Source organism: Sulfurihydrogenibium sp. YO3AOP1, from assembly GCF_000020325.1.
Classification (GTDB): Bacteria; Aquificota; Aquificia; order Aquificales; family Hydrogenothermaceae; genus Sulfurihydrogenibium.
The window spans coordinates 844,332-866,930 of record NC_010730.1 but is presented as its reverse complement, the minus strand read 5'-3'; the positions used below and the strand labels follow the sequence as shown (position 1 = coordinate 866,930).

At 32.9% G+C, this 22,599-nt stretch carries 25 protein-coding genes; 12 read left to right on the top strand and 13 right to left on the bottom strand.

Going from position 1 to position 22,599, the window contains the following annotated elements:
• Window positions 1-43: 43 nt before the first annotated feature.
• A complete protein-coding gene (gene dcd / locus SYO3AOP1_RS04285; protein ID WP_007547003.1) occupies window positions 44-586 on the bottom strand; it encodes a dCTP deaminase in 543 nt (180 codons plus the stop codon).
• 41 nt (window positions 587-627) lie between these two features.
• Between dcd and SYO3AOP1_RS04280 the strand changes: the two genes are divergently transcribed.
• From SYO3AOP1_RS04280 to SYO3AOP1_RS04265, 4 genes are read left to right on the top strand one after another with little or no spacing between them, the layout of a single operon-like run.
• The gene (locus SYO3AOP1_RS04280) at window positions 628-1,155 is read left to right on the top strand and encodes a DUF177 domain-containing protein (RefSeq protein ID WP_012459534.1); all 528 of its coding nucleotides are present in this window, start codon (window positions 628-630) and stop codon (window positions 1,153-1,155) included.
• Between the two features lie 49 nt (window positions 1,156-1,204).
• Window positions 1,205-1,381, top strand: coding sequence for a 50S ribosomal protein L32 (gene rpmF / locus SYO3AOP1_RS04275; protein ID WP_012459533.1), 177 nt, complete (start codon window positions 1,205-1,207; stop codon window positions 1,379-1,381).
• Complete coding sequence (gene plsX, locus SYO3AOP1_RS04270; protein ID WP_012459532.1) at window positions 1,382-2,440, top strand: phosphate acyltransferase PlsX; 1,059 nt, start codon at window positions 1,382-1,384, stop codon at window positions 2,438-2,440. It abuts the gene before it with no gap.
• Complete coding sequence (locus SYO3AOP1_RS04265) at window positions 2,433-3,365, top strand: beta-ketoacyl-ACP synthase III (protein WP_012459531.1); 933 nt, start codon at window positions 2,433-2,435, stop codon at window positions 3,363-3,365. Before plsX ends, SYO3AOP1_RS04265 begins: the two co-directional genes overlap by 8 nt.
• Here SYO3AOP1_RS04265 and SYO3AOP1_RS04260 read toward each other — a convergent pair.
• From SYO3AOP1_RS04260 to SYO3AOP1_RS04235, 6 genes are all read right to left on the bottom strand, one after another.
• The gene (locus SYO3AOP1_RS04260) at window positions 3,355-5,127 is read right to left on the bottom strand and encodes a DUF255 domain-containing protein (protein WP_012459530.1); all 1,773 of its coding nucleotides are present in this window, start codon (window positions 5,125-5,127) and stop codon (window positions 3,355-3,357) included. The two genes, SYO3AOP1_RS04265 and SYO3AOP1_RS04260, sit on opposite strands and share 11 nt — an antisense overlap.
• Before the next feature lie 80 nt (window positions 5,128-5,207).
• Window positions 5,208-5,690 carry a bifunctional nuclease family protein gene (locus SYO3AOP1_RS04255; RefSeq protein ID WP_012459529.1) on the bottom strand — a complete coding sequence of 161 codons (483 nt, stop codon included), beginning with the start codon at window positions 5,688-5,690 and terminating at the stop codon, window positions 5,208-5,210.
• Window positions 5,691-5,692: 2 nt separating this feature from the next.
• Entirely contained in the window at window positions 5,693-7,006 is a 1,314-nt protein-coding gene (miaB, locus tag SYO3AOP1_RS04250) for a tRNA (N6-isopentenyl adenosine(37)-C2)-methylthiotransferase MiaB (protein ID WP_012459528.1), read from the bottom strand.
• A 429-nt stretch (window positions 7,007-7,435) separates the two neighbouring features.
• Window positions 7,436-8,752, bottom strand: a complete 1,317-nt coding sequence (gene purB / locus SYO3AOP1_RS04245; protein ID WP_012459527.1) for an adenylosuccinate lyase — start codon at window positions 8,750-8,752, stop codon at window positions 7,436-7,438.
• Complete coding sequence (gene gatB, locus SYO3AOP1_RS04240; protein WP_012459526.1) at window positions 8,749-10,197, bottom strand: Asp-tRNA(Asn)/Glu-tRNA(Gln) amidotransferase subunit GatB; 1,449 nt, start codon at window positions 10,195-10,197, stop codon at window positions 8,749-8,751. Before gatB ends, purB begins: the two co-directional genes overlap by 4 nt.
• Before the next feature lie 18 nt (window positions 10,198-10,215).
• Window positions 10,216-10,515 carry a hypothetical protein gene (locus tag SYO3AOP1_RS04235; protein WP_012459525.1) on the bottom strand — a complete coding sequence of 100 codons (300 nt, stop codon included), beginning with the start codon at window positions 10,513-10,515 and terminating at the stop codon, window positions 10,216-10,218.
• Between the two features lie 875 nt (window positions 10,516-11,390).
• On the opposite strand from SYO3AOP1_RS04235, the gene SYO3AOP1_RS04230 reads away from it, so the two are divergent.
• The 5 genes from SYO3AOP1_RS04230 to SYO3AOP1_RS04215 all read left to right on the top strand — a co-directional run bounded on the left by SYO3AOP1_RS04230 (window position 11,391) and on the right by SYO3AOP1_RS04215 (window position 14,084).
• Window positions 11,391-12,083, top strand: coding sequence for a YggS family pyridoxal phosphate-dependent enzyme (locus tag SYO3AOP1_RS04230; RefSeq protein WP_012459524.1), 693 nt, complete (start codon window positions 11,391-11,393; stop codon window positions 12,081-12,083).
• On the top strand, window positions 12,073-12,249 hold the full coding sequence (locus tag SYO3AOP1_RS09225; protein WP_012459523.1) for a Trm112 family protein: 177 nt from the start codon (window positions 12,073-12,075) through the stop codon (window positions 12,247-12,249). The genes SYO3AOP1_RS04230 and SYO3AOP1_RS09225 overlap by 11 nt, the downstream gene beginning before the upstream one ends.
• Complete coding sequence (locus tag SYO3AOP1_RS04225) at window positions 12,246-13,025, top strand: phosphatidate cytidylyltransferase (protein ID WP_012459522.1); 780 nt, start codon at window positions 12,246-12,248, stop codon at window positions 13,023-13,025. Before SYO3AOP1_RS09225 ends, SYO3AOP1_RS04225 begins: the two co-directional genes overlap by 4 nt.
• Window positions 13,026-13,088: 63 nt before the next feature.
• Window positions 13,089-13,796 (top strand): hypothetical protein, encoded by a 708-nt coding sequence (locus tag SYO3AOP1_RS04220; protein WP_012459521.1) that lies wholly within the window; start codon window positions 13,089-13,091, stop codon window positions 13,794-13,796.
• Window positions 13,797-13,808: 12 nt separating this feature from the next.
• On the top strand, window positions 13,809-14,084 hold the full coding sequence (locus tag SYO3AOP1_RS04215) for a cupin domain-containing protein (protein ID WP_012459520.1): 276 nt from the start codon (window positions 13,809-13,811) through the stop codon (window positions 14,082-14,084).
• Between the two features lie 332 nt (window positions 14,085-14,416).
• Here the strand turns inward: SYO3AOP1_RS04215 and uvrB are convergent, their stop codons facing one another.
• From uvrB to thrC, 6 genes are read right to left on the bottom strand one after another with little or no spacing between them, the layout of a single operon-like run.
• The gene (gene uvrB / locus SYO3AOP1_RS04210; RefSeq protein ID WP_012459519.1) at window positions 14,417-16,408 is read right to left on the bottom strand and encodes an excinuclease ABC subunit UvrB; all 1,992 of its coding nucleotides are present in this window, start codon (window positions 16,406-16,408) and stop codon (window positions 14,417-14,419) included.
• Between the two features lie 14 nt (window positions 16,409-16,422).
• Window positions 16,423-17,340 carry a Ppx/GppA phosphatase family protein gene (locus SYO3AOP1_RS04205; protein ID WP_012459518.1) on the bottom strand — a complete coding sequence of 306 codons (918 nt, stop codon included), beginning with the start codon at window positions 17,338-17,340 and terminating at the stop codon, window positions 16,423-16,425.
• Complete coding sequence (locus SYO3AOP1_RS04200; RefSeq protein WP_012459517.1) at window positions 17,340-17,582, bottom strand: NIL domain-containing protein; 243 nt, start codon at window positions 17,580-17,582, stop codon at window positions 17,340-17,342. Before SYO3AOP1_RS04200 ends, SYO3AOP1_RS04205 begins: the two co-directional genes overlap by 1 nt.
• Window positions 17,582-17,860: a MoaD/ThiS family protein gene (locus tag SYO3AOP1_RS04195; protein ID WP_007546504.1), complete on the bottom strand. Its 279-nt coding sequence runs from the start codon at window positions 17,858-17,860 to the stop codon at window positions 17,582-17,584. Before SYO3AOP1_RS04195 ends, SYO3AOP1_RS04200 begins: the two co-directional genes overlap by 1 nt.
• 13 nt (window positions 17,861-17,873) lie before the next feature.
• The gene (locus tag SYO3AOP1_RS04190; RefSeq protein ID WP_012459516.1) at window positions 17,874-18,146 is read right to left on the bottom strand and encodes a hypothetical protein; all 273 of its coding nucleotides are present in this window, start codon (window positions 18,144-18,146) and stop codon (window positions 17,874-17,876) included.
• A gap of 1 nt (window position 18,147) precedes the next feature.
• Window positions 18,148-19,374: a threonine synthase gene (thrC, locus tag SYO3AOP1_RS04185; protein ID WP_012459515.1), complete on the bottom strand. Its 1,227-nt coding sequence runs from the start codon at window positions 19,372-19,374 to the stop codon at window positions 18,148-18,150.
• 92 nt (window positions 19,375-19,466) lie between these two features.
• Between thrC and guaB the strand changes: the two genes are divergently transcribed.
• The 3 genes from guaB to SYO3AOP1_RS04170 are packed head-to-tail and all read left to right on the top strand — an operon-like array spanning window position 19,467 to window position 22,507.
• A complete protein-coding gene (guaB, locus tag SYO3AOP1_RS04180) occupies window positions 19,467-20,933 on the top strand; it encodes an IMP dehydrogenase (RefSeq protein ID WP_012459514.1) in 1,467 nt (488 codons plus the stop codon).
• Between the two features lie 15 nt (window positions 20,934-20,948).
• Window positions 20,949-21,296 carry a hypothetical protein gene (locus SYO3AOP1_RS04175; protein ID WP_012459513.1) on the top strand — a complete coding sequence of 116 codons (348 nt, stop codon included), beginning with the start codon at window positions 20,949-20,951 and terminating at the stop codon, window positions 21,294-21,296.
• Between the two features lie 14 nt (window positions 21,297-21,310).
• Window positions 21,311-22,507: a phosphoglycerate kinase gene (locus tag SYO3AOP1_RS04170; protein ID WP_012459512.1), complete on the top strand. Its 1,197-nt coding sequence runs from the start codon at window positions 21,311-21,313 to the stop codon at window positions 22,505-22,507.
• Window positions 22,508-22,599 lie beyond the last annotated feature (92 nt).

The window sequence follows — 22,599 nt, the reverse complement described above, 5'->3', positions numbered from 1 at the left end:
AATGACATCATTGTATAACCTTCGTCTTGTATCAACAAAAACCTTAATCCCTATCTAAAAATATTCTTGATGCTGTTGTTCCTCTTTGACCTTGATACTTACCTCTATATGGTTTTTCTGACCTATCTTCCATTTTTGCGAAAACAAGCTGACAGATTCTCATTCCAGGATAAATTTTTATTGGAATACTGTTTGCATTGTAAAACTCTAAGGTTATATTACCTTCAAATCCAGCATCCACCCACCCGGCATTTTCAATAAATAAGCCAAGCCTTCCTAAGGAAGACCTTCCTTCTACAAATGCAGTCAAAAAGTCTGGAAGTTTTATATACTCTATCGTCGTAGCAAGTACAAACTGTTTTGGTTTGATAATAAATCCTTCTTCTGTGGCTATCTCTTTTATAAGTCTATTAGAAAAATATGGGTCTCTTACATCTATTATTTCTATGTCTTCTGGATAAATCAAAAACTCATTTCCAAGCCTTAAATCAACAGAAGAGGGCTGAATTTGGATGTCATCAAGAGGATTTATCTCAAGTAAACCTTCGCTTATATATTTTCTGATTGTCTTGTCATTTAAAATCATTGTACTATATTATAACAAAATTTTTTTATGAGGTAGTTAAATTGAAAATATATTTAAACCTAAAAGAAGAGCTTAAAAAAGAGCCTTTTAAAGAGCTTGAATTTGATATTCCAATGAATGAGTTAGATTTACCAGAAGAGTACATCGTAAAAGATGGGCAAAGTGTATCTGTAAAATTACATTTACTTAAAGACAAAGATGGCTATGTTATCACAGCTATCTTCAACACGTCTATTTTAATGCACTGTGATAGATGTTTAACTGAGTTTTCTCAAAAGTTTAATATTAGCGAAAGTATTTTATTTACAAAAAAACACCTAAAACATCAGGAACTTTCAGAGGCTGAGCTATATTCTGAGTACTTAGAAGATGAAGAAAAATTTGATGTGTATGATTTTATCAGAGAAGAAATCATTGTAAATACTCCGATGAAACTTCTTTGTAATGAAGATTGTAAAGGTTTATGTCCTTACTGTGGAGCGGATAAGAACGTTGAGCAGTGTGATTGTGAAGAGAAAATGAGAAGAAAGCTGTCCCCTTTTGCTAAATTAGAGTCTCTTAAATCTTAAATTTTTGATATAATATATCCTTTAAAATTGAAAAAAGGAGGCTTTTAATATGGCAGTACCTAAGAGGAAAAAATCTAAAGCAAAAACAGCTATGAGAAGAGCACAATGGAAATTAAAAATGCCCGGACTTTCTATCTGTCCTGAGTGCGGTCAGCCAAAAGCTCCTCACAGAGTTTGCTCTAACTGTGGATATTACAAAAACAAAGAGGTTATTGAGGTCGTATAAGTGTTTATAGCTTTAGATGCAATGGGAGGAGATTATGCTCCTCTCTGTAATATTAAAGGTGCAATAGAGTTTGCAAAAGAGTATAAAATAGGTGTATATTTAGTAGGAAAGAAGGAAGTATTAGAAGAGGAAATAAAAAAAAATAATCTTTCGATAGAAAATCTTCCGATTCAGATCATAGATGCTCCTGAAGTCATTGAAATGCACGAATCCCCATCCATAGCTCTAAGAAAAAAAAGAAACTCTTCTATGCATATTGCAGGTAAATTAGTCAGAGAAGGTAAAGCTCAGGCTTTTGTGTCTGCCGGAAATACCGGTGCTGCAATGAGCATAGGAAAGTTTATCATTGGAGCTGCAGAAGGAATAGAGAGACCGGGTATAGCAGTAGCATTTCCAAACAAAAAAGGAACAAGAACTGTACTGATTGATGTTGGTGCTAATGTAGACAGCAGACCAAGACATCTTTTATACTTTGCAGTAATGGGTCATACTTATGTCAAAGAAATCCTTCAAACATCTGATAATCCAAAAGTGGGGATTTTAAGCATCGGAGAGGAAGAAGGAAAAGGTAACGAGCTTGTAAAAGATACCTATCCACTACTTAAAATGACCAAACTAAATTTTATTGGGAACGCAGAAGGTAGAGATATTTTCACCGGTGATTTTGATGTTATTGTTTGTGATGGGTTTGTTGGGAATGTTGTATTAAAAACTAGTGAAAGTCTTGGAATGATTATTCTTGAAATGATAAAAGAAGAAGTAGAAAAAAGCTTTGTATCCAAAATCGGTGCAGCTTTAATGTTGCCTGCTTTAAAAAGATTTAAGAAAAAAGCAGATTTTACAGAATACGGCGGTGCTCCTTTGCTTGGCACTAAGGGAACATGTATAATAACTCATGGAAGAGCTGATGAAAAAGCTATAAAAAACGCATTGAGATTTGCTTCTGAATTTGTAAATCACGATTTTAACAAAAAACTCCTTGAAAATATTAACACTCTAATTCCTCAAGAGCTGATAAAAGGAAAAGAAGAAGAAGTTTACGGAGAAAACAATGTCTAGTGAAATAAAAGGCATAGGAATGTATGTTCCCGAAAGGGTTTTAACTAACCATGATTTAGAAAAAATCCTTGATACATCGGATGAATGGATTACAACAAGAACTGGAATAAAAGAAAGAAGAATAGCAGATGAATGGGTTAAGGCAAGCGACCTTGCTTTTCACGCATCAAAAGAAGCTATTGAAAATGCAGGATTAACTCCAAAGGACATAGACATCGTAATTGTAGCAACGTCTACTCCGGATAATGTATTTCCTTCTACAGCTTGTATATTAGCTGATAAACTCGGATGTAAAAATCCAATGGCTTTTGATTTTTCAGCTGCTTGTAGCGGCTTTATATATGGTATTACAATAGCGGATAGTTTTATAAAATCCGGGAAAGCTGAAAATATTCTTGTAGTTGGAAGTGAAGTTTTTTCAAAAATAATCGATTGGACTGACAGAACAACTGCAGTACTATTTGGAGATGGTGCCGGTGCTGTCGTGATTTCTAAATCTAACTCTTCAAGTGATATTTTATCAACAGTGATGAAGTCTGATGGTTCTTATGGTCATCTTTTACACTGTCAGGTTGGCGAGAAGCTGAGAATGCAAGGAAGAGAAACTTTTAAACAGGCTGTTAAATCCATGGAAACTGCTTGCTTAAAAGCATTACAAAAAGCCGGGATAAATAAAGAAGATATTAAGTTAGTAATTCCTCATCAAGCCAACATACGAATCATTCAAGCGTTGGCTGAAAAATTAGAATTACCGTTAGAAAAGGTTTACAGCAATATTCACGAATACGGAAATACAAGTGCTGCATCCATTCCAATTGCTATATACGAAGCCTACAAAGAAGGAAGGTTTAACAAAGGGGATTACATTCTTTTAACTGCTTTTGGTGGTGGATTAACCTGGGGTGCAGCAGTAATTAGATTTTAAAGTATTTTTCAAAAACATTTTTTATACTATCATTTGATAGTTTTGATTTTTCAATTTTTTCAAAACATAGTTTCAAAGAGCAAACATAGACAACATCAATTCCTTCGTAAGGATAACCTATTTTAGAGAGTAATTTATCTTCAGAAGAAAAAGACATAGATATATTCCAATAAGGAAAAAATGAAAATAAAACTTTATCTATTTCTCTGTTTTTGGCTACAGATACAGTGAATAATGGCGGTTTTGTGTAGAGATATATAGATAGTCCGGCTTCTACCGTGTCAAAGTTGATCAATCTCTTTAATATATTATTTTTTATATTCTCCAACTCTTTATTGTTATCTAAGAGTTGATAAGAGTAAATGATTTTTGCAAGTTTAAAATTTAAAGAAACAAGACTGTCTACATAACTTATTCTGTTTAGGTTTAGACCGGTATCCTCGTAATCTGTGTACAATCCAATTTCTTTAGAATAGTAATTTTTTAATATTATAAAAAGTAAATCTTTGAAATTTTTAAGATAATAGCTATCTCCGGTTATTTGGTAAAGCAGGAATAATGATTCTAAAGTGTTTACTTGTGTATCTAAAAAGTACTTTTCAACAGAATAAGTATGAATGATTCCTTTATCTTTAAGTCCATCTTTTATTATTTTTCTCATAAGATTTTCAGCGTTTTTTAAATCTTGATTATCATTATTAAATATATACGAGTATAACAAAGCCTTTACCATCAAAGCATTTTCTGAAAAGTAAAAAGTTTTATCCAGCGACAATTTTCTTCTATAAACATTTTCTATAAATTCCCTATCCTGTTTGTTTTTAGAAAAGTACACTTCTCCTGAGACTAAAATTTTTCCTTCATCGTCAACTATATCCGCACCTTGGCTTGCATAAAAATATCCTTTGTTTTTGTCATAGAGCTTGTTTTTTGCAAAGTTTAATATCATGTTTGCATCTTCAAGTAATTTTTTATCTTGTAATAAAGAGTATGCATTGAAAAAGGCTACCGAAATAAGAGCTTGGTCTCTCAAGAGTTTTTCATAATGAGGAGATGTCCAGTCTTTTTGCGTTGCATATCTAAAAATACCACCTTCTTGGTCGTCTATCAATTTTTCATAACCGTTTAAGGTTTTAATAAGCAGATTTTTATCTTCCTTATTCTCCAAATATCTTAAAATTAAAAAATAAACAATGTTATCTATTGGAAATTTAACTTCATCATAATAACCACCATATTCTTTGTCTATTAATGACAAAGTTCTTGATTTTACAAGTTTAATCGTAGGTTCGTCAATTTCTTTTTCTTGAATTTTTATTTTTGGTAGCAAAGCTAAATTTTTCTGACGTTTTAGATTTTCTAAATCTTCCTTAGAAAGGTTTATAAAGTACAATAATATTTTTTTCATATCTTCAGGTGGAAGATACAAATTTCCATAAAGGATTTGACCATCAGAAGTTAGGATAGCGGTCGTTGGCAGTCCTCCTTGATTATATTTTTTGTTTATGTCCTTTCTTAAATCTGCATCTACTTTAATAGGTATGTAATATTGATTGATTATTTTTATTATCTCTGGGTTGGAGTAGGTTGTTGTTTCCATAAGATTACAGTAATGACACCACTTTGCTGAGATATCTAATAGAATTAGTTTATTTTCTTGTTTTGCTTTTTTTAAGCCTTCTTCAAAGTCATACCATTTTATCTCTTTGCCGGAAGTACAAGAAAATATAAAGATTGAAATAATAAAAAGAAATACTCGCATTATAAATCTCTTTAAATATGATTTTAAATACAGTGAATTTAGGTAAGATATCTTATAAAAAATTTTGCTTTATTAAAATCTTAGAATTCTATATTTTTCTCAAAATCCTCTGGCTTTAGTGATTCTATCCATTCTTTTAGGTCTTCTTCATCAATTTTTTCTTTTTTGCCATTATTAGCTTCAGCTAAAACTTCTTCTGAAACCAATATTGGACATCTAGACCTTAGAGCAATGTTTATAGCATCACTTGGACGTGCATCTATTTCAACAGTTCTACCTTCCTTGTCTCTTAAGATGATTGAAGCATAATAAGTATTATCTTTTAAAGTATGGATTATTATGTTTTCAACGGATGTTGAGAGCGAGTTTAGGATGTTTGTAAATAAGTCATAGGTTAGCGGTCTTGGATAGGTCATTGATTCTAAATACATAGCAATTGAGTTTGCTTCAAATACTCCGATCCAAATCGTTAGAATTTCATCATTTTCTTTGCCTTTTAATAACAACACAGGCATGTTTGTTATTGGGTCTAATGTAATACCTTGGACTTCCATCTCAACCATAATTAATCGCCTCCAATTATACTTCCTTCTAAGGAAAATCTATTTACTTTTTCAATTTTTACATTTACTAATTTTCCTAAATACTCTGGACTTCCTTCTGCATAAACAAGTTTATTAGTCCTTGTTCTGCCTACCAACTTATTCTCTTGGTTTATCTCTTCTACCAAGATTTCAACTATTTTATCTTGATATTCAAGATTCTTTTTAAAAGTTATATCTTTTTGTAAATTTATCAAGTCATTTAAACGTTTTGAAAGCTCTTCCGGCGACTCTGTCATTGGTAAATCTGCTGCTGGAGTTCCTGGTCTTGGTGAATATTTAAATGCAAACACTTGGTCATACTCTACTTCTTTTATAACTTTAACTGTTTCTAAGTAATCTTCGTAAGTTTCTCCCGGAAATCCAACTATGATATCAGTAGACAATGCTATATTTGGAATGTACTTTTTAAGCAGCTCTATTTTTTGCAGGTACTCTTTTTGAGTATATCCTCTATCCATTGCTTGCAGTATTCTGTCTGAACCTGCCTGGATTGGTAGATGTAAGGCTTCACAGATTTGCGGCAGGTCTGCCATAACTTTTATAGTATCTTCATCTAAATCTCTTGGATGCCCTGTTGTAAATCTAATTCTTTCTACTCCATCAACCTCTGCCACAGCTTTTAAAAGCTCCCAAAACTTCACATCTCCAAAATCTTTTCCGTAAGCAGTAACATTTTGACCTATTAAATGGATTTCTTTAACACCATCTTCAACTAAGTATTGAACTTCTCTTAGAATATCGCCGATTCTTCTACTTCTTTCTCTACCTCTTGTTGTTGGAACTATGCAGTAAGTACATTTTTTATCACATCCTCTAATTACAGTAACGAATGCTGTATATTTATTTTCTCTTACAGTTGGGAACTGGTCTAAAAGATTTTCGTTCTCGTCTATTTCTTCTAAAATTTCTATAGCTTTATTTCCGCTTTTTGCTTCTTCTAAAAGATTTGGAAGATGGTGGATATTAGTCGTTCCAAAAACTATATCTATAAATGGTGCTTTTTGATAAATTTCGTATCCTGCCCTTTGTGCTAAGCAACCGCAAACGCCAATGACTGCATTTGGATTATGTTTTTTTACTTTTTTAAACTCACCAAGTGCTGATAAAACTTTTTGGTCTGGTTTTTCTCTTACTGAACATGTATTTACGAGTATAACATCTGCTTCTTCCCAATTTTCAGTAGGTGTATATCCAAGAGTTTGTAAAATACCTGCCATTTTTTCTGAGTCATTTACATTCATCTGACATCCAAAAGTTTTTATGTAAAACTTCATATTTTACCTCTGTTAATTTTTTTATATTTATTTTACATAAACTTAAAATAATATAGAATGTTTTTAAACATATTCAAGATTTGTAAGAGAGTGTTGTAAGAATTTTTGTAAGATTACCTTTCCTTGTCATCCTGAGGCTGTAAGCCGAAGGATCTCATCTTTTAAAAAAATAGTAGAAATGAGATTCTTCGCTGACGCTCAGAATGACAAAATAGGGACAAAAAGGCTGAGATCCTCTGCACAGTTGCAGAATGACACAGCTTTACTTCCAACTTTTTAGCTTATTCTGTAAGGGCGATTCATGAATCGCCCAAACTGTTTCACTTTTCTTTTCATCCTGAGGCCGTAAGGCCGAAGGATCACTTATTAAATTTTATAAATTTTTCAATAAATACTCTTAAAAATACTTAAGAATTGTGCGCAATTTATTTAACTATACTCTCTGCCAAACACTCTATTGTAGATATAATCTATGTTTTTTAAAAACTCGTTTACATCAAATATTTTGTCTAATTCTTCTTTTGACAAATATGACATAACTTCTGGGTCTTGTAGTAAAGCCTCTTTAAACATTAAGTTTTCTGTATCCCATGCTTTCATTGCGTTTCTTTGAACTATATCATAAGCTTGGTCTCTTGATAATCCTTTTTCTACAAGTGCTACTAAAACCTTAGAAGAGAAGTATAAACCTTTTGATTTATCCATGTTCTTTTTCATATTCTCCGGATATACAACCAAATCTTTTAATACGTTGATAGTTAGATTTAAGATATAATCAAGAGCTATTGAACTGTCAGGCAGTATTACTCTTTCAACCGATGAATGGGATATATCCCTTTCATGCCATAGTGTTATATCTTCCATAGCAGGTAGGCTGTTTGACCTTATTACTCTTGCAAGTCCTGTAATTCTCTCGCAAGTGATTGGATTTTTTTTATGCGGCATTGCTGATGAGCCACGCTGTCCTTTTTTAAATGGTTCTTGTGCTTCCAAAACCTCTGTTCTCTGTAGGTGTCTTATTTCAACGGCAATTTTTTCTAAAGATGATGCTGTTATTGCTAAAGCCGTCATATACTCTGCATGTCTGTCTCTTTGGATAACTTGGTTTGCTACTGGTTCTGGTTTTAGATTAAGCTCTTTTAATGTAAGCTCTTCGAGCTCTGGCGGAATGTTAGAATAGGTTCCCACTGCTCCTGATATTGTTCCAACAGATATAACTTCTCTTGCATTTTCTAATCTTTTTTTGTTTCTTTTAAACTCTTCATACCATAATGCAAATTTAAGCCCAAAGGTCATAGGCTCTGCATGGACTCCGTGAGTTCTTCCCATCATTACTGTATTTTTATACTTAAATGCATTTTCTTTTAAAACTTCTAAAAGTTTTTCAACATCTTTTATAAGCAAGTCTAAGCTTTCTCTCATGATTAATGCTAAAGCTGTATCAATAACATCAGAAGATGTAAGTCCTAAGTGTATGTATCTTCCATTTTCTCCCACCTGCTCAGCCACTGCACTAACAAAAGCAAGGACATCATGATTATAAACTTTATCAAGCTCGTTAATTCTCTCTACTGTTTCATCATCTATATGTGTTTTTTCTATGATTTCTTTTAACGCTTCATCGGGTATTTTCCCGAGTTTATTCCAAGCTTTACAAACCGCTATTTCTACATCTAACCATTTTTGAAATTTGTTTTTTTCACTCCATATATTTCCCATCTCTGGAAGGGTATATCTTTTTATCATTGTAGCTCCTCTTTTATGATTTTATTTACAAGCTGAGGGTTTGCTTTTCCTTTTGTTTCTTTCATTATCTGTCCGACTAAAAATCCGAGAATTTTTTCATTTCCTGATTTATATTTTTCTACTTCTGCCGGGAATTTAGCAAGAATGTCTTTTACTATTTTTCTTATTTCATCTTCGTTTGAAATTTGTTTTAATCCTTTTTCTTCCACTATCTGTTTTGGTGATTTTTGTGTCTCAAATGCTATTTCAAACACATCTTTTGCAATCTTTCCTGAGATTGTGCCATCAGTAATTAACGATAAAAGCTCTGCCAAAGAGTTTGGAGAAATAGGAGAATTTTCTATTTCTAATCCTTTTTCGTTTAGCTTTCCGAGAAGCTCGTTTAGTATCCAATTTGCTACAAGCTTTGGATTTTGTGGAAAGATTTCTATTACTTTTTCAAAATAGTTTGCTAAGGCTTTATCGGATGTTAACACTTCTGCGTCATATTCAGGAAGTCCAAGCTTTTCGATGTATCTGTGATATTTTTGGTCTGGAAGTTCTGGAAGTGAGTTTTTAATCTGCTGGATTTCTTCATCTTTTATTACTACCGGGAGTAAATCTGGGTCTGGGAAGTATCTGTAATCGTGTGCTTCTTCTTTTGTTCTCATGGTGTAGGTTTTTCCGGTATTTGGGTCAAACAATCTTGTCTCTTGAACTATTTTTTCTCCTTTTTTGAGAAGTTTAGACTGTCTTTCTATCTCATACTCTATTGCTTTTACGATAAATCTAAATGAGTTAATATTTTTAAGCTCTACCTTTGTGCCAAGCTTTTCAGAACCTTTTGGTTTTAAGGATATATTTACATCACATCTAAGCTGTCCTTTTTCCATGTCTGCATCAGATACACCAAGATATCTCATGATGTTTCTTAATTTTTCTAAGTATTTTCTTGCTTCTTCTGCAGAGGATATATCCGGCTCAGTGACGATTTCCATCAGTGGAGTACCTGCTCTGTTTAAATCTACATAAGAAAAACTCCCCTCGTGTATTGTTTTTCCTGCGTCTTCTTCTATGTGTAATCTATGAATTCTTATTTTTTTAAATCCGTTTTCTGTTTTGATTTCTATGTATCCATCTGTTGCAAGTGGTTTGTCATACTGGGAAATCTGATAACCTTTTGGAAGGTCTGGATAAAAATAATTTTTTCTTGCCATGATAGAAAGGTTATGAACTTTGCAGTTTAACGCCAAAGCTGCTTTTATGGCAAACTCTATGGCTCTTTTGTTTATCACCGGCAGCGTCCCTGGATGTGCTAAGCAAACTGGGCATACGTTAGTGTTAGGCTCAGCCCCAAACTCAACTTTACATCCACAAAACATTTTTGTTTGAGTGTTCATTTGAACATGGGTTTCAAGCCCTATAACAACGTCAAACTCTTTATCAATCAATACTGCTGACTCCATCTTTTCAGCTCCTTATTTTTATTTTTTACCTGTCAATGGTGCTTTGATATTTTTTATAGCTCTATCTGCTGCAAATTTGTATCTTATGTCTTGTTTTGCTAATTTTTCTATTTCAGCTTTTATCTGCTTTTCAGCCTCATCTGATGCATTTTTATATCCAAGAACGTATGCAACAATGGCAACAAATGAAAATCCTATAAATTCAACTATTTTTCCTATGACCGGCAAAGTTTGCTGTAAAAATAAACCTCCAACAGCAAAAACAATTCCAACTCCAAGTATAATTTTCCAATACTTTAATAAGATATCTCCAAGCATTTCTTACTCCTAAGTGTTTTTTAGATAGCATATTATTATAGCATTCTTAAAGTAAAGGTATTAGTCATACTGTTTTCTGAAAATCTTTTGAATGAGAAATTAGAGACTTTTACAAGATTTAAAGTTGTTTTTTCATGAAGATTTTCTATTCTTTCTCGATTTTAAATAAATAGTTTGGGACATTTTCAGGGATTTTTTTCCTATTGATAGATGTTAGAAATCTTTGAGATGCTAATTTTTAGCGTCTTGCTTTTTCAATTCCTCATAGGTAGGCTAATAACTGGCAGGATTTTTGGGCGAGTTTAAGATGGACGATTTGTTTAATTCCTCATAGGTAGGCTACAAACCATAATGGACAGAATAGGATACTTTTTGAAGATATATCAATTCCTCATAGGTAGGCTAATAACATAAAGAGCCAGCTAAGATTGAAGTCTATAATGATTTGTTTCAATCCCTCATAGGTAAGCTAATAATCCGTTAAAATTTTTCTTACTCAATTGCCAATGTATAAAACATTATACCAAATTTTTAAAAAATCCGCAAGTTGATAAACAAATTTCTAACGTCCCACATCTCACGTTTCACGTTCTCATGTAAATTAAGCTTGTGTGAGTTTACCTATTCAATTGCCAAGGTTCAGTTATAAAATTAAAAGTTAACATAAATATACAAAAAAATTTTAAACCTGTCAAGTAAAAATTGAAAGCTATCTTAATAAGCCTTCTGCTATAATATAGCATATTTATAATGCACAAATTTAAGCTTATCCTATAAAAGAAAAAACATCTAAAGTTTTCTTAGCAAGGTTTGAAGATAGCTCTTGTCTTTCCTATTCTTGAAAAGTTTTAGAACTCTAAATTAGAGAGGTTAAAATGAGCATAAAAGAAAATGTGTTAAAAATTGAAGAAAGGATACAAAAAGCTTGTGATAAAGTTGGAAGAAAGAGAGAAGAAGTCATTCTTCTTGCAGCATCTAAGACACAGCCGGTAGAAAAAATTATAGAAGCTTACGAGTCAGGTATTAGATACTTTGGAGAGAATAAAGTACAAGAAGGCATTGAAAAAATAGAAAAACTTAAAGAATATGCAGATATACATTGGCATCTAATAGGTGGTCTTCAAACCAATAAAGTTAAGTATGCTGTAAAATACTATGAATTGATTCATTCAGTTGATAGACAAGCTCTTGTTGATGAGATTGAAAAAAGAGGAGAAAAACTAAACAAAGTTATAGATGGACTTATTGAAGTTAACTTTGGAGAAGAGTCAAAATTTGGCGTTAAAAAAGATAATTTAAAAGAATTATTCGAGTATATTCTTACAAAAAAATATATAAAAATTCATGGATTAATGGCTATTCCACCATACTTTGAAAATCCTGAAGATGTTAGACCATATTTTATCAAACTACGGACATTGAGAGACAATCTTGAAAAAGAGTATAATGTAAAACTGTCTCATCTTTCTATGGGAATGTCTCATGATTTTGAAGTTGCAATAGAGGAAGGTGCTACAATAGTTAGAATAGGAACAGCAATATTTGGAGAGAGAAATTATGCTAAATAAAGAACTTTTAGACATTTTAGCCTGTCCGGTTTGTAAAGGAGATTTAATATTAATACAAAAAGATAAAGAAGAGTTTTTAAAATGTGAAAATTGTAAATTACTATATCCAATAAAAGAAGATATACCTATCATCTTAGAAGACGAAGCAATAAAGGAAGAAAATTGAGCGAATTAATAAAAAGAGTAATATCTGCCGTAGTCTTAGCATCTATTACAATCGGCGGGATCATTTATCTACCTGCACAAGCTTTAAAGATAGTCATAACTTTATTAACAGTTGTAGTAAGTTATGAAGCCTTTAATCTCATTGGAAAGAAATATCCGGAGTTAAAGCATCCAATAGTATTTATAATGGCTTTTTTATCATCTTTATCTTTACTTTTCATTGATACATATTTATCTATATTAATTATATTTCTGTTTAGCTTTTATGTAGCATCTAAAAAATGGGATTTAAATTATTTAGCAATTACTATTTTTGGACTGTCTTACAGTGTATTTTTTGTTTCATCCCTTGGTTTGTTAGTCGATTATAATAAGTATTTGTTATTTTTACTTTTTGCCGTTGTTTGGACCGGTGATACACTTGCATACTTTGTTGGAAAAAATTTTGGAAAGCACAAACTTTCACCAAGAATATCTCCCAAGAAAACTGTAGAAGGTGCTGTTGGCAGTTTTTTAGGCTCTTTGCTTGGAGGTTATTTGGTTATTAAGTATCTTGGTTTTGACATAAAATTTATGATTCCTGTGATAATTTCTGCTGTTATTCTTCAGATTGGAGACTTATTTGAAAGCTTCATCAAAAGGCAGGTTAACGAAAAAGATTCTTCTAATTTAATTCCGGGTCATGGGGGAGTTTTAGACAGGATAGACTCTCTTATATTTGCATCGGTTGTATTTTTAATTTGGATAAAGGTTATACATGCGTTTAATTTAGGTTAATCTTTTGCTATAATCTTAAAAAATTAGTGCTAAAAATTTTTAAACTTACCACAGAGGGTAAATATGAATAAAAAAGCTTTCATCATCTCTGCTGTCTTTACTTTACTACCTATGATAAATGCTTTTTCAGATGAATGTAAAGAATGCACATACATAAAAACTATTATTCAAGACAAGAAAGAAATTGAACCGGATATTTTGGCTGTCAGTGTTGATATAAGCGTTAAAGGGTCTAAAGAGTCTGAATTAATAAATATACTTGGTGAAGTTGATAAATCAATTAGAGACCTTGGTTTTGAGTATAAAGGAGGTAAATTTTCTGTTTACAAAAACTGTTGGTGGGAAAATAATAAAACTAAATGTGAAGGTTTTAAAGGAAGCTCTTTTTATGTATTTGAGCTAAAAAATCCTACAGACCAAAACAAAATATATGAAAAATTGAGTTATTTCAGTGGTAAATACAAAGATAAACTTGATTATAGCGTATCACAACCTGAATGGACAGCTTCAAAAGAAAAAACAGAACAGATTGAATATCAATTAAAATTAAGTGTAATTGATAAAGCATTATCTTTTACTCAGCAAGTTTCTAAGAAATTGAATAAATCATGCAATATAAAAAGTTTAGATTACGAATCTGACCAAGTTTATCCAATGCCAATTTACAGGACTATGCTTATGAAAACTGCAGAGTCTGTATCAGCACCGGAACCAAAGAATAATATTAATTTCATAGATATTAAAGTCAAAACTGAAATTATTTGTAAATAAACGGAGTAGACCATGATTGATATAAATGAGGCAAAGAAAAAGCTTATAGACTTAGGCTATAGCGATTTATATGTTTGGCAAGATTCTCCCGGAACATATTATGATTGGCATACACATAGCGAAGATGAAGTTAGATATATTTTAGAAGGGTCTATGGTTATTGGAACAAAAGATAAAGTTTATCATCTGAAGGCAGGAGATATTTTGGAAGTTCCGGCTGGGACGAAGCATTGGGCTAAGACTGAAGAAGGCGTAAAGTACTTATGCGGAAGTAAGAGACATATTTAACTGAGAGTGTTATAAAATTTTCATAAGCTTACTTTTCCATTTTTTGTTTGTTAAAAAGATAACAAGGATAGGACATTCTTCTCACGGCTGTAGAATGACGAACAAAGAAGAGTGTTCTAAAATTCTCGTAAGCTTACCTTTCTGTGTCATCCTGAGGACGTAAGTCCGAAGGATCTCCTTTTTTGATTTTTTGATTTGAAAAGAAAAACAGGATATTCTTCGCACGGCTGCAAAATGACAGGCAAGATGACACCTTTATTAAAAATCTTTTTGGAATAATCTCATCGTAGCTAATGTTCTAAAATTTTTAATCGCATATAAACCTGTTTTATTCATCCAATCACTGTTGCTAATTTTTTTAATTTTTCAAGTTGGTCTCTAATTTCTGCTGCTTTTTCAAACTCCCAATTTTTAGCATAGTCCCACATCTGTTTTTCAAGCTGCTCGATCTTTTTCATTAGATCTTCTTCTGAGTTTATATCGTCCGGTAGCTGGTTATATATTTCAAGTATTCCAAGCTCTTCTAAGGAGATTAAGTCTTTTACCTCTTTTGATATAGTTTTTGGAATTATTCCATGTTTTTTATTGTACTCTTCTTGAATTTTTCTTCTTCTGTTTGTCTCTTCTATTGTCTCTATCATTGCCGGTGTTAGTTTATCAGCGTATAAAATAGCTTTTCCATTTACGTTTCTTGCTGCTCTTCCGATAGTTTGAATTAATGCTGTCTTGGACCTTAAAAATCCCTGCTTATCTGCATCAAGCACTGCAACTAAAGATACTTCCGGCATATCAAGACCTTCTCTTAATAAGTTTACACCAACAATTACATCATACTTTCCCTCTCTAAATTCTTTTATTATCTTTACCCTCTCTATCGTGTCTATTTCTGAATGTAGGTATATTGCCTTTATTTCTCTTTCTGTCAGATAATCTGCTAAATGTTCTGCCATTTTTTTGGTTAGCGTTATTACAATGACTCTTTCATCCCTTTCTTTGACTTTCCATATTTCATTGATTAAATCATCTATTTGACCTTCGGTTTTTTTAACTTCTATTACTGGGTCAAGCAAGCCTGTTGGTCTGATTATCTGCTCAACTATTACACCTTTTGACCTTTTGATTTCCCAATCTGCCGGTGTTGCCGATACGTAAATCGCTTTTTGTATTTTTTGCACAAATTCTTCAAATTTTAAAGGTCTGTTATCGTAGGCTGATTTCATTCTCCAGCCATATTTAACAAGGTTTTCTTTTCTTGAAAAGTCTCCGTTATACATTGCTTTTATCTGTGGAATTGTAACGTGAGACTCATCTACTATAAGTAAAAAATCTTCCGGAAAGTAATCAATAAGAGTGTAAGGTGGTTCTCCTGGCTTTCTGCCGTCAAAGTATCTTGAATAGTTTTCTATCCCTTTACACGTTCCAAGTTCAAGCATCATTTCTATATCGTAATTTGTCCTTTGCCAAAGCCTGTTTGCTTCTATCTCTTTTCCTGCTCTTCTAAACTCTTCTACTTCTATCTCTAAATCTTTTTGTATCTGTTTTATAGCCTCTAACATATCCGGTCTTGGTATAACATAGTGGCTCGCCGGAAAGATAACAGTTCTATCAAGTTTTCTTTTTACATCTCTATTAAAAATATCTATTTCTGATATACTTTCTATTTCATCGCCAAAAAACTCAACTCTTACAATAATGTCTTCTGTGTATGCCGGCAAGATTTCAACTGTATCACCTTTTACTTTAAACGTTCCTCTTTTTAACGAAAAGTCATCCCTTTGATATTGAAGTTCTACCAATTTTCTCAAAAGTGTTTGTCTGTCTATTTCCATTCCAACGTAAAGTTGTAATCTTAACTTTTCATAAAATTCTGGCGTTCCAAGTCCGTATATGCAGGATACAGAAGCTACTACAATCGTATCCGGTCTTTCTATCAGACTTCTTGTTGCTGAATGTCTTAGCCTGTCTATTGCATCATTGATTGCACTGTCTTTTTCTATGTATAGGTCTTTTTGTGGAATGTAGGCTTCCGGTTGGTAATAATCATAATAAGACACAAAGTATTCAACGGCATTGTCAGGAAACAGCTCTTTTATTTCTCTGTAAAGCTGTGCTGCTAAAGTTTTGTTATGGGACAATATCAAGGTTGGTCTTCCGTATTTTTCAATAAGGTTGGCTATGGTAAAGGTCTTACCTGTTCCTGTTGCACCAAGCAAGACCTGCTGGTTTACACCTGAAATAAGATTTTCATAAAGCTGTTTTATAGCTTTTGGCTGGTCTCCGGTAGGTTTAAAGTTTGATTTTAGATTGAATATTTTTTTACTCATACAAATAATTTATGCTAATTTTGTATTAATTCCAACAGTAAACCGTGTCTTACTCCCCACTCGCTAACTGTGATCTCATCTTTTTGGAAAACTTCCATAGCTGTTTGAAATATGACAATTCCGGGTACTATAGCTTCGGCTCTTTTATCTTCTATCATAGGAATTGCTTTTCTTTGGTTTACTGTCATACTTGCAAGTTTATTTAGCCATTTTGTAACTGCTTCATAGGTAAGTTTTGAACCATGAACTTTTTTAGAATCGTATGGATAGATGTTATACTCTAAGGCTACAACCGTAGTAATTGTTCCACCAAGCCCAACTAAAATTTCTGTATCTTTCATCTTCTCATAGGCTATAGGCAATTGTTGTTTTAGAAAGTCTTTTATTTGCATAATCTCTTCTGGCTTTGGTGGGTCTGATTTTATATATTTTTCTGTAAAATTGACAATTCCAAATGGAAATGATATAGATACTATTAGGTTTGATTTTTCTCCATACGAAAATTCAGTACTCCCGCCACCTTGGTCTATTACTGTAAATTTTCCCTCGATGTTTAAAGCTTTTGCTGTTGCTATAAAAGCTAATCTTGCTTCCTCTTCTCCTGTAATAACTCTTACATCAATTCCAAGCTCTTTTACTTTTGAGATAAATTCATCTGCGTTTTTTGCTTCTCTGCAAGCTTGCGTTGCCACTGCCAATATTTTTTCCGGTTTATACTGGCTTGCTATCTGAACATACTCCTTTAAAACAGCCAAAGTCTCTTCCATTGCTTCTTTTTGCAAATAGCCAGTCTCTTTTAATTTTCTTCCAAGTGCTGTAATTCTTCCTACGCTTAATATCTCATCAAACCGTCCGTCAGAATGGACAGCAACTATTAACATACGCGTTGAATATGTTCCAATATCTAGTAATGCTATAATTTTTGGCTTCATTATTCTATAAAAACCTGACCTTCTATTGGTTGGACTTCTACGCCATTTTCTACCAAGAAGTTTATAGCTTTTTCTATTTCTTCATCATTTCCGATGAATTCAAGTTCCAACCAGCCCATCTTTTCTTGAACGTTTGCCTTTCTTATGTTTATGTCAATATTAAAATTTTTACAAACTTTACTTAAAAGCGGTTCTTTTATTTTCTCTTCCGGATAGATAAGCTTTAGCTTCATCGAATTCATTATTTTCCTCCAGCTATTGCCGGTATTATAGCTACCACATCTCCATCTTTTAATTGTGTATCCTTTCCTTGTAAAAATCTTATATCTTCATCATTTACAAAAAAGTTAACAAACTTTCTAATCTCTCCGTTTTCATCAACAAGTCTTTCTTTGATGCCCGGGAATTCTTTTTCTAAATTTTCTATCAACTCTCCGATTGTAGAAGCCGATATCTGAACTTCTCCTTGTCCTTGAGTAATTCTTCTTAAAGCTGTTGGTATTCTCACAGTTATTGCCATTTATCTAACCTCCTTAAAGTTTTAATAATTTTTCAATAATACTTAAAAAAGCCGGATTGAATAACGTTAAAGCTAATAAAACGAGTATAATTAGAATATTTAGTTTCAGTTCCAATCTCTTAAATTTCTCATCAACTACTTTAAATTTTTCATCAATTGAATTAAATCTTTCATTAATAACTTTAAACCTTTCTTCAAACAGGTCACGGGTTACAAGCTCATTTTCTTTGCTTCCAAGCGCCTCTTCTAATATGTTATATAAACTTCTTGGCAGTGTATACGCCATTTTATCCACCTATAACTTTGCTTTTAAACTCTGCCAATGATGGTTTTATATGTATAGGTTTTTCAAGCTTTCCTTCAAGAACTTCCATTGTTTTATAACCATTTCCTGTAATGTAAGCAACTACCACCTCGTCTTTATCTATCATTCCCATCTCTACATACTTTTTCAATACTGCGATTGTTGTTCCGCCGGCTGTTTCTGTAAAGATTCCTTCTGTTTTTGCAAGCAATTTGATACCTTCTATAACTTCTTCATCTGTTGCTATTTGGATATCACCTTTACTTTCCTTTGCTACTTTAATAGCATATGGTCCGTCAGCTGGGTTTCCTATAGCTATAGATTTTGCTATTGTATTAGGTTTTACTGGTTTTATAAAATCTCTTCCTTCTTTAAGTGCTTGGTATATAGGACTGCATCCTTCTGCTTGTGCTCCAAGCATTCTTGGAAGGTCTCCTTCTACTAAACCAACTTCTTTTAACTCATTAAAACCTTTCCAAATCTTTGTATAAAGAGAACCTGATGCAAGAGGTGCAACTACTACGTTTGGTATTTTCCAACCAAGTTGCTCTGCAACTTCAAATGCTAAGGTTTTTGAACCTTCAGAGTAGAAAGGTCTAACGTTTATATTAACAAATGCCCATCCAAACTCATTTGCAATTTCAGAAGAAAGCCTGTTAACATCGTCATAATTTCCATCAACTGCTACAACAACAGGATTGAAAACCAAGCTACCAATGATTTTGTTTGTTTCTAAGTTTGCCGGTATAAATACATAACATTTCATTCCTGCAGATGCTGCATGAGCTGCAACAGAGTTAGCAAGGTTTCCCGTAGAAGCACAAGCAGCAGTATCAAAACCAAACTCTTTTGCCTTAGAAAGAGCAACTGCAACAACTCTATCTTTAAATGATAATGTTGGATGGTTAACTGAGTCATCTTTTATATAAAGATTGTTTAATCCTAAAAGCTTACCAAGATTTTCTGCTTTTACAAGTGGTGTAAATCCGGCAGATAGACCAACGGTTGGATTTTCTACCGGTAGTAAATCAATATATCTCCAAAGACTTTTTGGACCTTTTTCTATTTTTTCTCTTGATATATTCTTTTTAATCTCATCATAATCGTATACAATCTCCAATGGACCAAAACAAAATTCACATACATGAATTGGTTCTACAGGATACTCAGCTCCACACTCTTTGCATTTTAAAGCCTTTACTTTTGCCAATTAATCCTTCCTCCATCAAGAAAAATAATAGAAATTTTACCATATTTTTATGCTAAAATATTAATTTATATCATCCTTAGGAGGTTTTTATCTTGCTTACATTTCCAATAGAAGAAGCTCTAACATTTGATGATGTCTTATTGCTTCCACAAAAATCGGATGTTTTACCCCATGAAACAGATGTTTCATCATATCTTACACCAAACATAAAAGTTAATATTCCGTTAGTATCAGCCGCAATGGACACAGTTACTGAACATAGATTAGCTATAGCTTTAGCAAGGGAAGGTGGAATTGGAATCATCCACAGAAACATGTCTATTGAGGACCAGATGAGAGAGGTTGAAAAAGTAAAAAAAGCTGAAAGTGGAATGATTACAGACCCAGTAACAATTAGACCAAATCAATCAGTTAAAGAAGCTCTTGAAATAATGTCTATTTATAAAATATCCGGCGTTCCAGTTGTAGATGATGAAAAAAAGCTTGTTGGTATTTTAACAAATAGAGATTTAAGATTTATCCATAAAAAAGATTACGAAAAACCGGTTTATGAGTTTATGACAAAAGCTCCTTTAGTAACTGCAAAAGAAGGTATTTCATTAGATGAAGCTATAGATATTCTTCAAAAGCATAAAGTAGAAAAACTTCCAGTCGTAGATGATAAAGGAAGGCTTAAGGGTTTAATTACAATCAAAGATATTGTAAAAAGAAAAAGATATCCAAACGCTTGTAAAGATTCAGCAGGGAGACTAAGGGTTGGTGCAGCTGTTGGTGTTGGTCCGGATACAATGGAAAGGGTAAAAGCCTTAATATCTGCAAAAGTAGATGTGATAGTTGTTGATACTGCCCATGGACATTCTGTTAGAGTTTTAGAAACTGTTGAAAAAATTAAGGGAGAATTTCCAGAGGTCGATGTTATTGGCGGAAACATAGCAACGGCAGAAGCGGCAGGGGATTTAATCAAAGCCGGTGCGGACGGAGTAAAAGTTGGAATAGGACCGGGTTCTATTTGTACAACAAGGGTAGTTGCAGGTATAGGCGTTCCTCAGATTACAGCAATTTCTAAATGTGCAGAAGTTACTAAAAAATATGGAAAAACATTGATTGCAGATGGTGGTATCAGATACTCTGGAGATATAGTCAAAGCTATTGCTGCCGGTGCTGATACTGTAATGCTTGGAAGCCTATTTGCAGGAACAGAAGAAGCTCCAGGAGATAGAATTTTCTATCAAGGAAGGTCTTATAAAGTTTATAGAGGAATGGGTTCTCTTGGTGCTATGAAAGCAAGATTTAGCAGTGATAGATACTCTCAAGAAAACGTCGAAAAATTTGTTCCAGAAGGTATTGAAGGAAGAATTCCATTTAAAGGACCACTTTCAGATGTTGTTTATCAGCTTGTGGGTGGATTAAGGTCTGGTATGGGATATACTGGTTCTAAAACCATAAAAGACCTTCAAGAAAAAACCAAATTTATTAAAATAACAAATGCAGGCTTAAGAGAAAGCCATGCTCACGATATTTACATAACTCAGGAAGCACCAAATTATTGGATAGATTAAAAAAGGAGCCAAAAGATGGAAAAACCAACAGATTTTGAATTACTTTTAGCTCAAGAAATTACAAATTTAGATAGATTTATCATCAAAAGCCCTCTTGGAACAAACGAATTTTGGAGTGAGTGGCAAAGGAAAGCCGGTGAAATAGTTATCACAAAAGCTGCTATAAAGAAGGCTATTAAGATTTATGAGAAAAAATTACCACCAGAACAGTTATTAAAACTGTCTGCAATGCTTGAATCTTACAGAGAAATCGCATCATATCTTGAATTACTTAGAGAGACCGCATTAAAGATAAAAGGAATTGACATAGAAGGATTTACTTTATTTGACAGTATGGAAGGAGATAACGAAGAGGAATTTTAATAAAGGAGGGTTTAATGTTTGACAATTACCTAACTTTAAAAGATGTTGACGTAGCGGGAAAAAGAGTTTTTGTTAGAGTTGATTACAACGTGCCAATTGATGAAAACGGAAACATTGAAGATGATGTAAGAATAAGAGAAACTGTTCCGACTATAAATTATCTTCTTGATAGAAATGCAAAAATAATTCTTGCATCACATCTTGGAAGACCAAAAGGAAAACCAGACCCTAAATATTCTTTATACCCAGTGGCTAAAAGATTAGAAAGATTGGTAGGAAAAGAAGTTAAATTTTTACCCGACTGTATAGGTGATGATGTAGAAAAAACAGTTTTAAATATGAAAGAAGGTGAAATAGTTCTACTGGAAAATTTAAGATTTCATAAAGAAGAAGAAAATAATGATCCAGAATTTGCAAAAGCATTAGCAAAGCTTGCTGAAATTTATGTAATAGATGCATTTGGAACATGTCATAGAAAACACGCTTCAATGTATGGAATAAAAGACTACGTCCAACCTGTTGTAATGGGATTTTTGCTTGAGAAAGAAATAGAATACTTTAAAAAAGCATTATTAAATCCACAAAGACCTGTAGTTGCATTTCTTGGAGGGTCTAAGGTTTCATCTAAGCTTGGAGTTATAGAGTTTTTACTTGACAAGGTGGATAAAATATTTATCGGCGGTGCAATGGCTTTTACTTTTATAAAAGCTCTTGGCTACAAAGTAGGTTCATCTCTTGTTGAAGAGGAAATGATTAATAAAGCATTGGAAATAATAGAAAAAGCTAAAGAAAAGGACGTTAAATTTTATCTACCGGTAGACTTTATCTGTGGTCAAGCTGTTTCTGACCAAACACCGGTTATTGAAGTTGCATGGCAAGAAATACCATCTGGCTGGCTTGGTCTTGATATAGGACATGCATCGGTAGTTTTAATAAAAGAAATCATAAAAGATGCACAAACTATAGTTTGGAACGGACCTATGGGAGTTTTTGAGATAGATAAATTCAAAATGGGAACCTTTGAACTTGCTCATGCAATAGCAGAATCACCGGCATTGTCAATCGCAGGCGGTGGCGATACAGACTACGCAATCCATAAAGCCGGTGTAGTAGACAAAATAAGCTATCTATCAACAGGTGGCGGTGCATTCTTAGAACTTCTTGAAGGAAAACAGCTACCTTGCTTAGAGGCAATCACAAGAAAGGGTTAAGTTTGGATTATTTTGGGGTGAGAAGTTATTAATCTTTATAAATTTAATAGGTGTTCCTTCGGGCTTACGTCCTCTGGATGACAGTGAAAGGT

What these genes read in the sequence shown, in the direction of transcription:
- dcd (WP_007547003.1), bottom strand. Translation starts at nt 586, where the DNA reads ATGATTTTAAATGACAAGACAATCAGAAAATATATAAGCGAAGGTTTA.
- rpmF (WP_012459533.1), top strand. Translation starts at nt 1,205, where the DNA reads ATGGCAGTACCTAAGAGGAAAAAATCTAAAGCAAAAACAGCTATGAGA.
- SYO3AOP1_RS04265 (WP_012459531.1), top strand. Translation starts at nt 2,433, where the DNA reads ATGTCTAGTGAAATAAAAGGCATAGGAATGTATGTTCCCGAAAGGGTT.
- SYO3AOP1_RS04260 (WP_012459530.1), bottom strand. Translation starts at nt 5,127, where the DNA reads ATGCGAGTATTTCTTTTTATTATTTCAATCTTTATATTTTCTTGTACT.
- SYO3AOP1_RS04255 (WP_012459529.1), bottom strand. Translation starts at nt 5,690, where the DNA reads ATGGTTGAGATGGAAGTCCAAGGTATTACATTAGACCCAATAACAAAC.
- miaB (WP_012459528.1), bottom strand. Translation starts at nt 7,006, where the DNA reads ATGAAGTTTTACATAAAAACTTTTGGATGTCAGATGAATGTAAATGAC.
- purB (WP_012459527.1), bottom strand. Translation starts at nt 8,752, where the DNA reads ATGATAAAAAGATATACCCTTCCAGAGATGGGAAATATATGGAGTGAA.
- gatB (WP_012459526.1), bottom strand. Translation starts at nt 10,197, where the DNA reads ATGGAGTCAGCAGTATTGATTGATAAAGAGTTTGACGTTGTTATAGGG.
- SYO3AOP1_RS04235 (WP_012459525.1), bottom strand. Translation starts at nt 10,515, where the DNA reads ATGCTTGGAGATATCTTATTAAAGTATTGGAAAATTATACTTGGAGTT.
- SYO3AOP1_RS04230 (WP_012459524.1), top strand. Translation starts at nt 11,391, where the DNA reads ATGAGCATAAAAGAAAATGTGTTAAAAATTGAAGAAAGGATACAAAAA.
- SYO3AOP1_RS09225 (WP_012459523.1), top strand. Translation starts at nt 12,073, where the DNA reads ATGCTAAATAAAGAACTTTTAGACATTTTAGCCTGTCCGGTTTGTAAA.
- SYO3AOP1_RS04220 (WP_012459521.1), top strand. Translation starts at nt 13,089, where the DNA reads ATGAATAAAAAAGCTTTCATCATCTCTGCTGTCTTTACTTTACTACCT.
- SYO3AOP1_RS04215 (WP_012459520.1), top strand. Translation starts at nt 13,809, where the DNA reads ATGATTGATATAAATGAGGCAAAGAAAAAGCTTATAGACTTAGGCTAT.
- uvrB (WP_012459519.1), bottom strand. Translation starts at nt 16,408, where the DNA reads ATGAGTAAAAAAATATTCAATCTAAAATCAAACTTTAAACCTACCGGA.
- SYO3AOP1_RS04205 (WP_012459518.1), bottom strand. Translation starts at nt 17,340, where the DNA reads ATGAAGCCAAAAATTATAGCATTACTAGATATTGGAACATATTCAACG.
- SYO3AOP1_RS04200 (WP_012459517.1), bottom strand. Translation starts at nt 17,582, where the DNA reads ATGAATTCGATGAAGCTAAAGCTTATCTATCCGGAAGAGAAAATAAAA.
- SYO3AOP1_RS04195 (WP_007546504.1), bottom strand. Translation starts at nt 17,860, where the DNA reads ATGGCAATAACTGTGAGAATACCAACAGCTTTAAGAAGAATTACTCAA.
- SYO3AOP1_RS04190 (WP_012459516.1), bottom strand. Translation starts at nt 18,146, where the DNA reads ATGGCGTATACACTGCCAAGAAGTTTATATAACATATTAGAAGAGGCG.
- SYO3AOP1_RS04175 (WP_012459513.1), top strand. Translation starts at nt 20,949, where the DNA reads ATGGAAAAACCAACAGATTTTGAATTACTTTTAGCTCAAGAAATTACA.
- SYO3AOP1_RS04170 (WP_012459512.1), top strand. Translation starts at nt 21,311, where the DNA reads ATGTTTGACAATTACCTAACTTTAAAAGATGTTGACGTAGCGGGAAAA.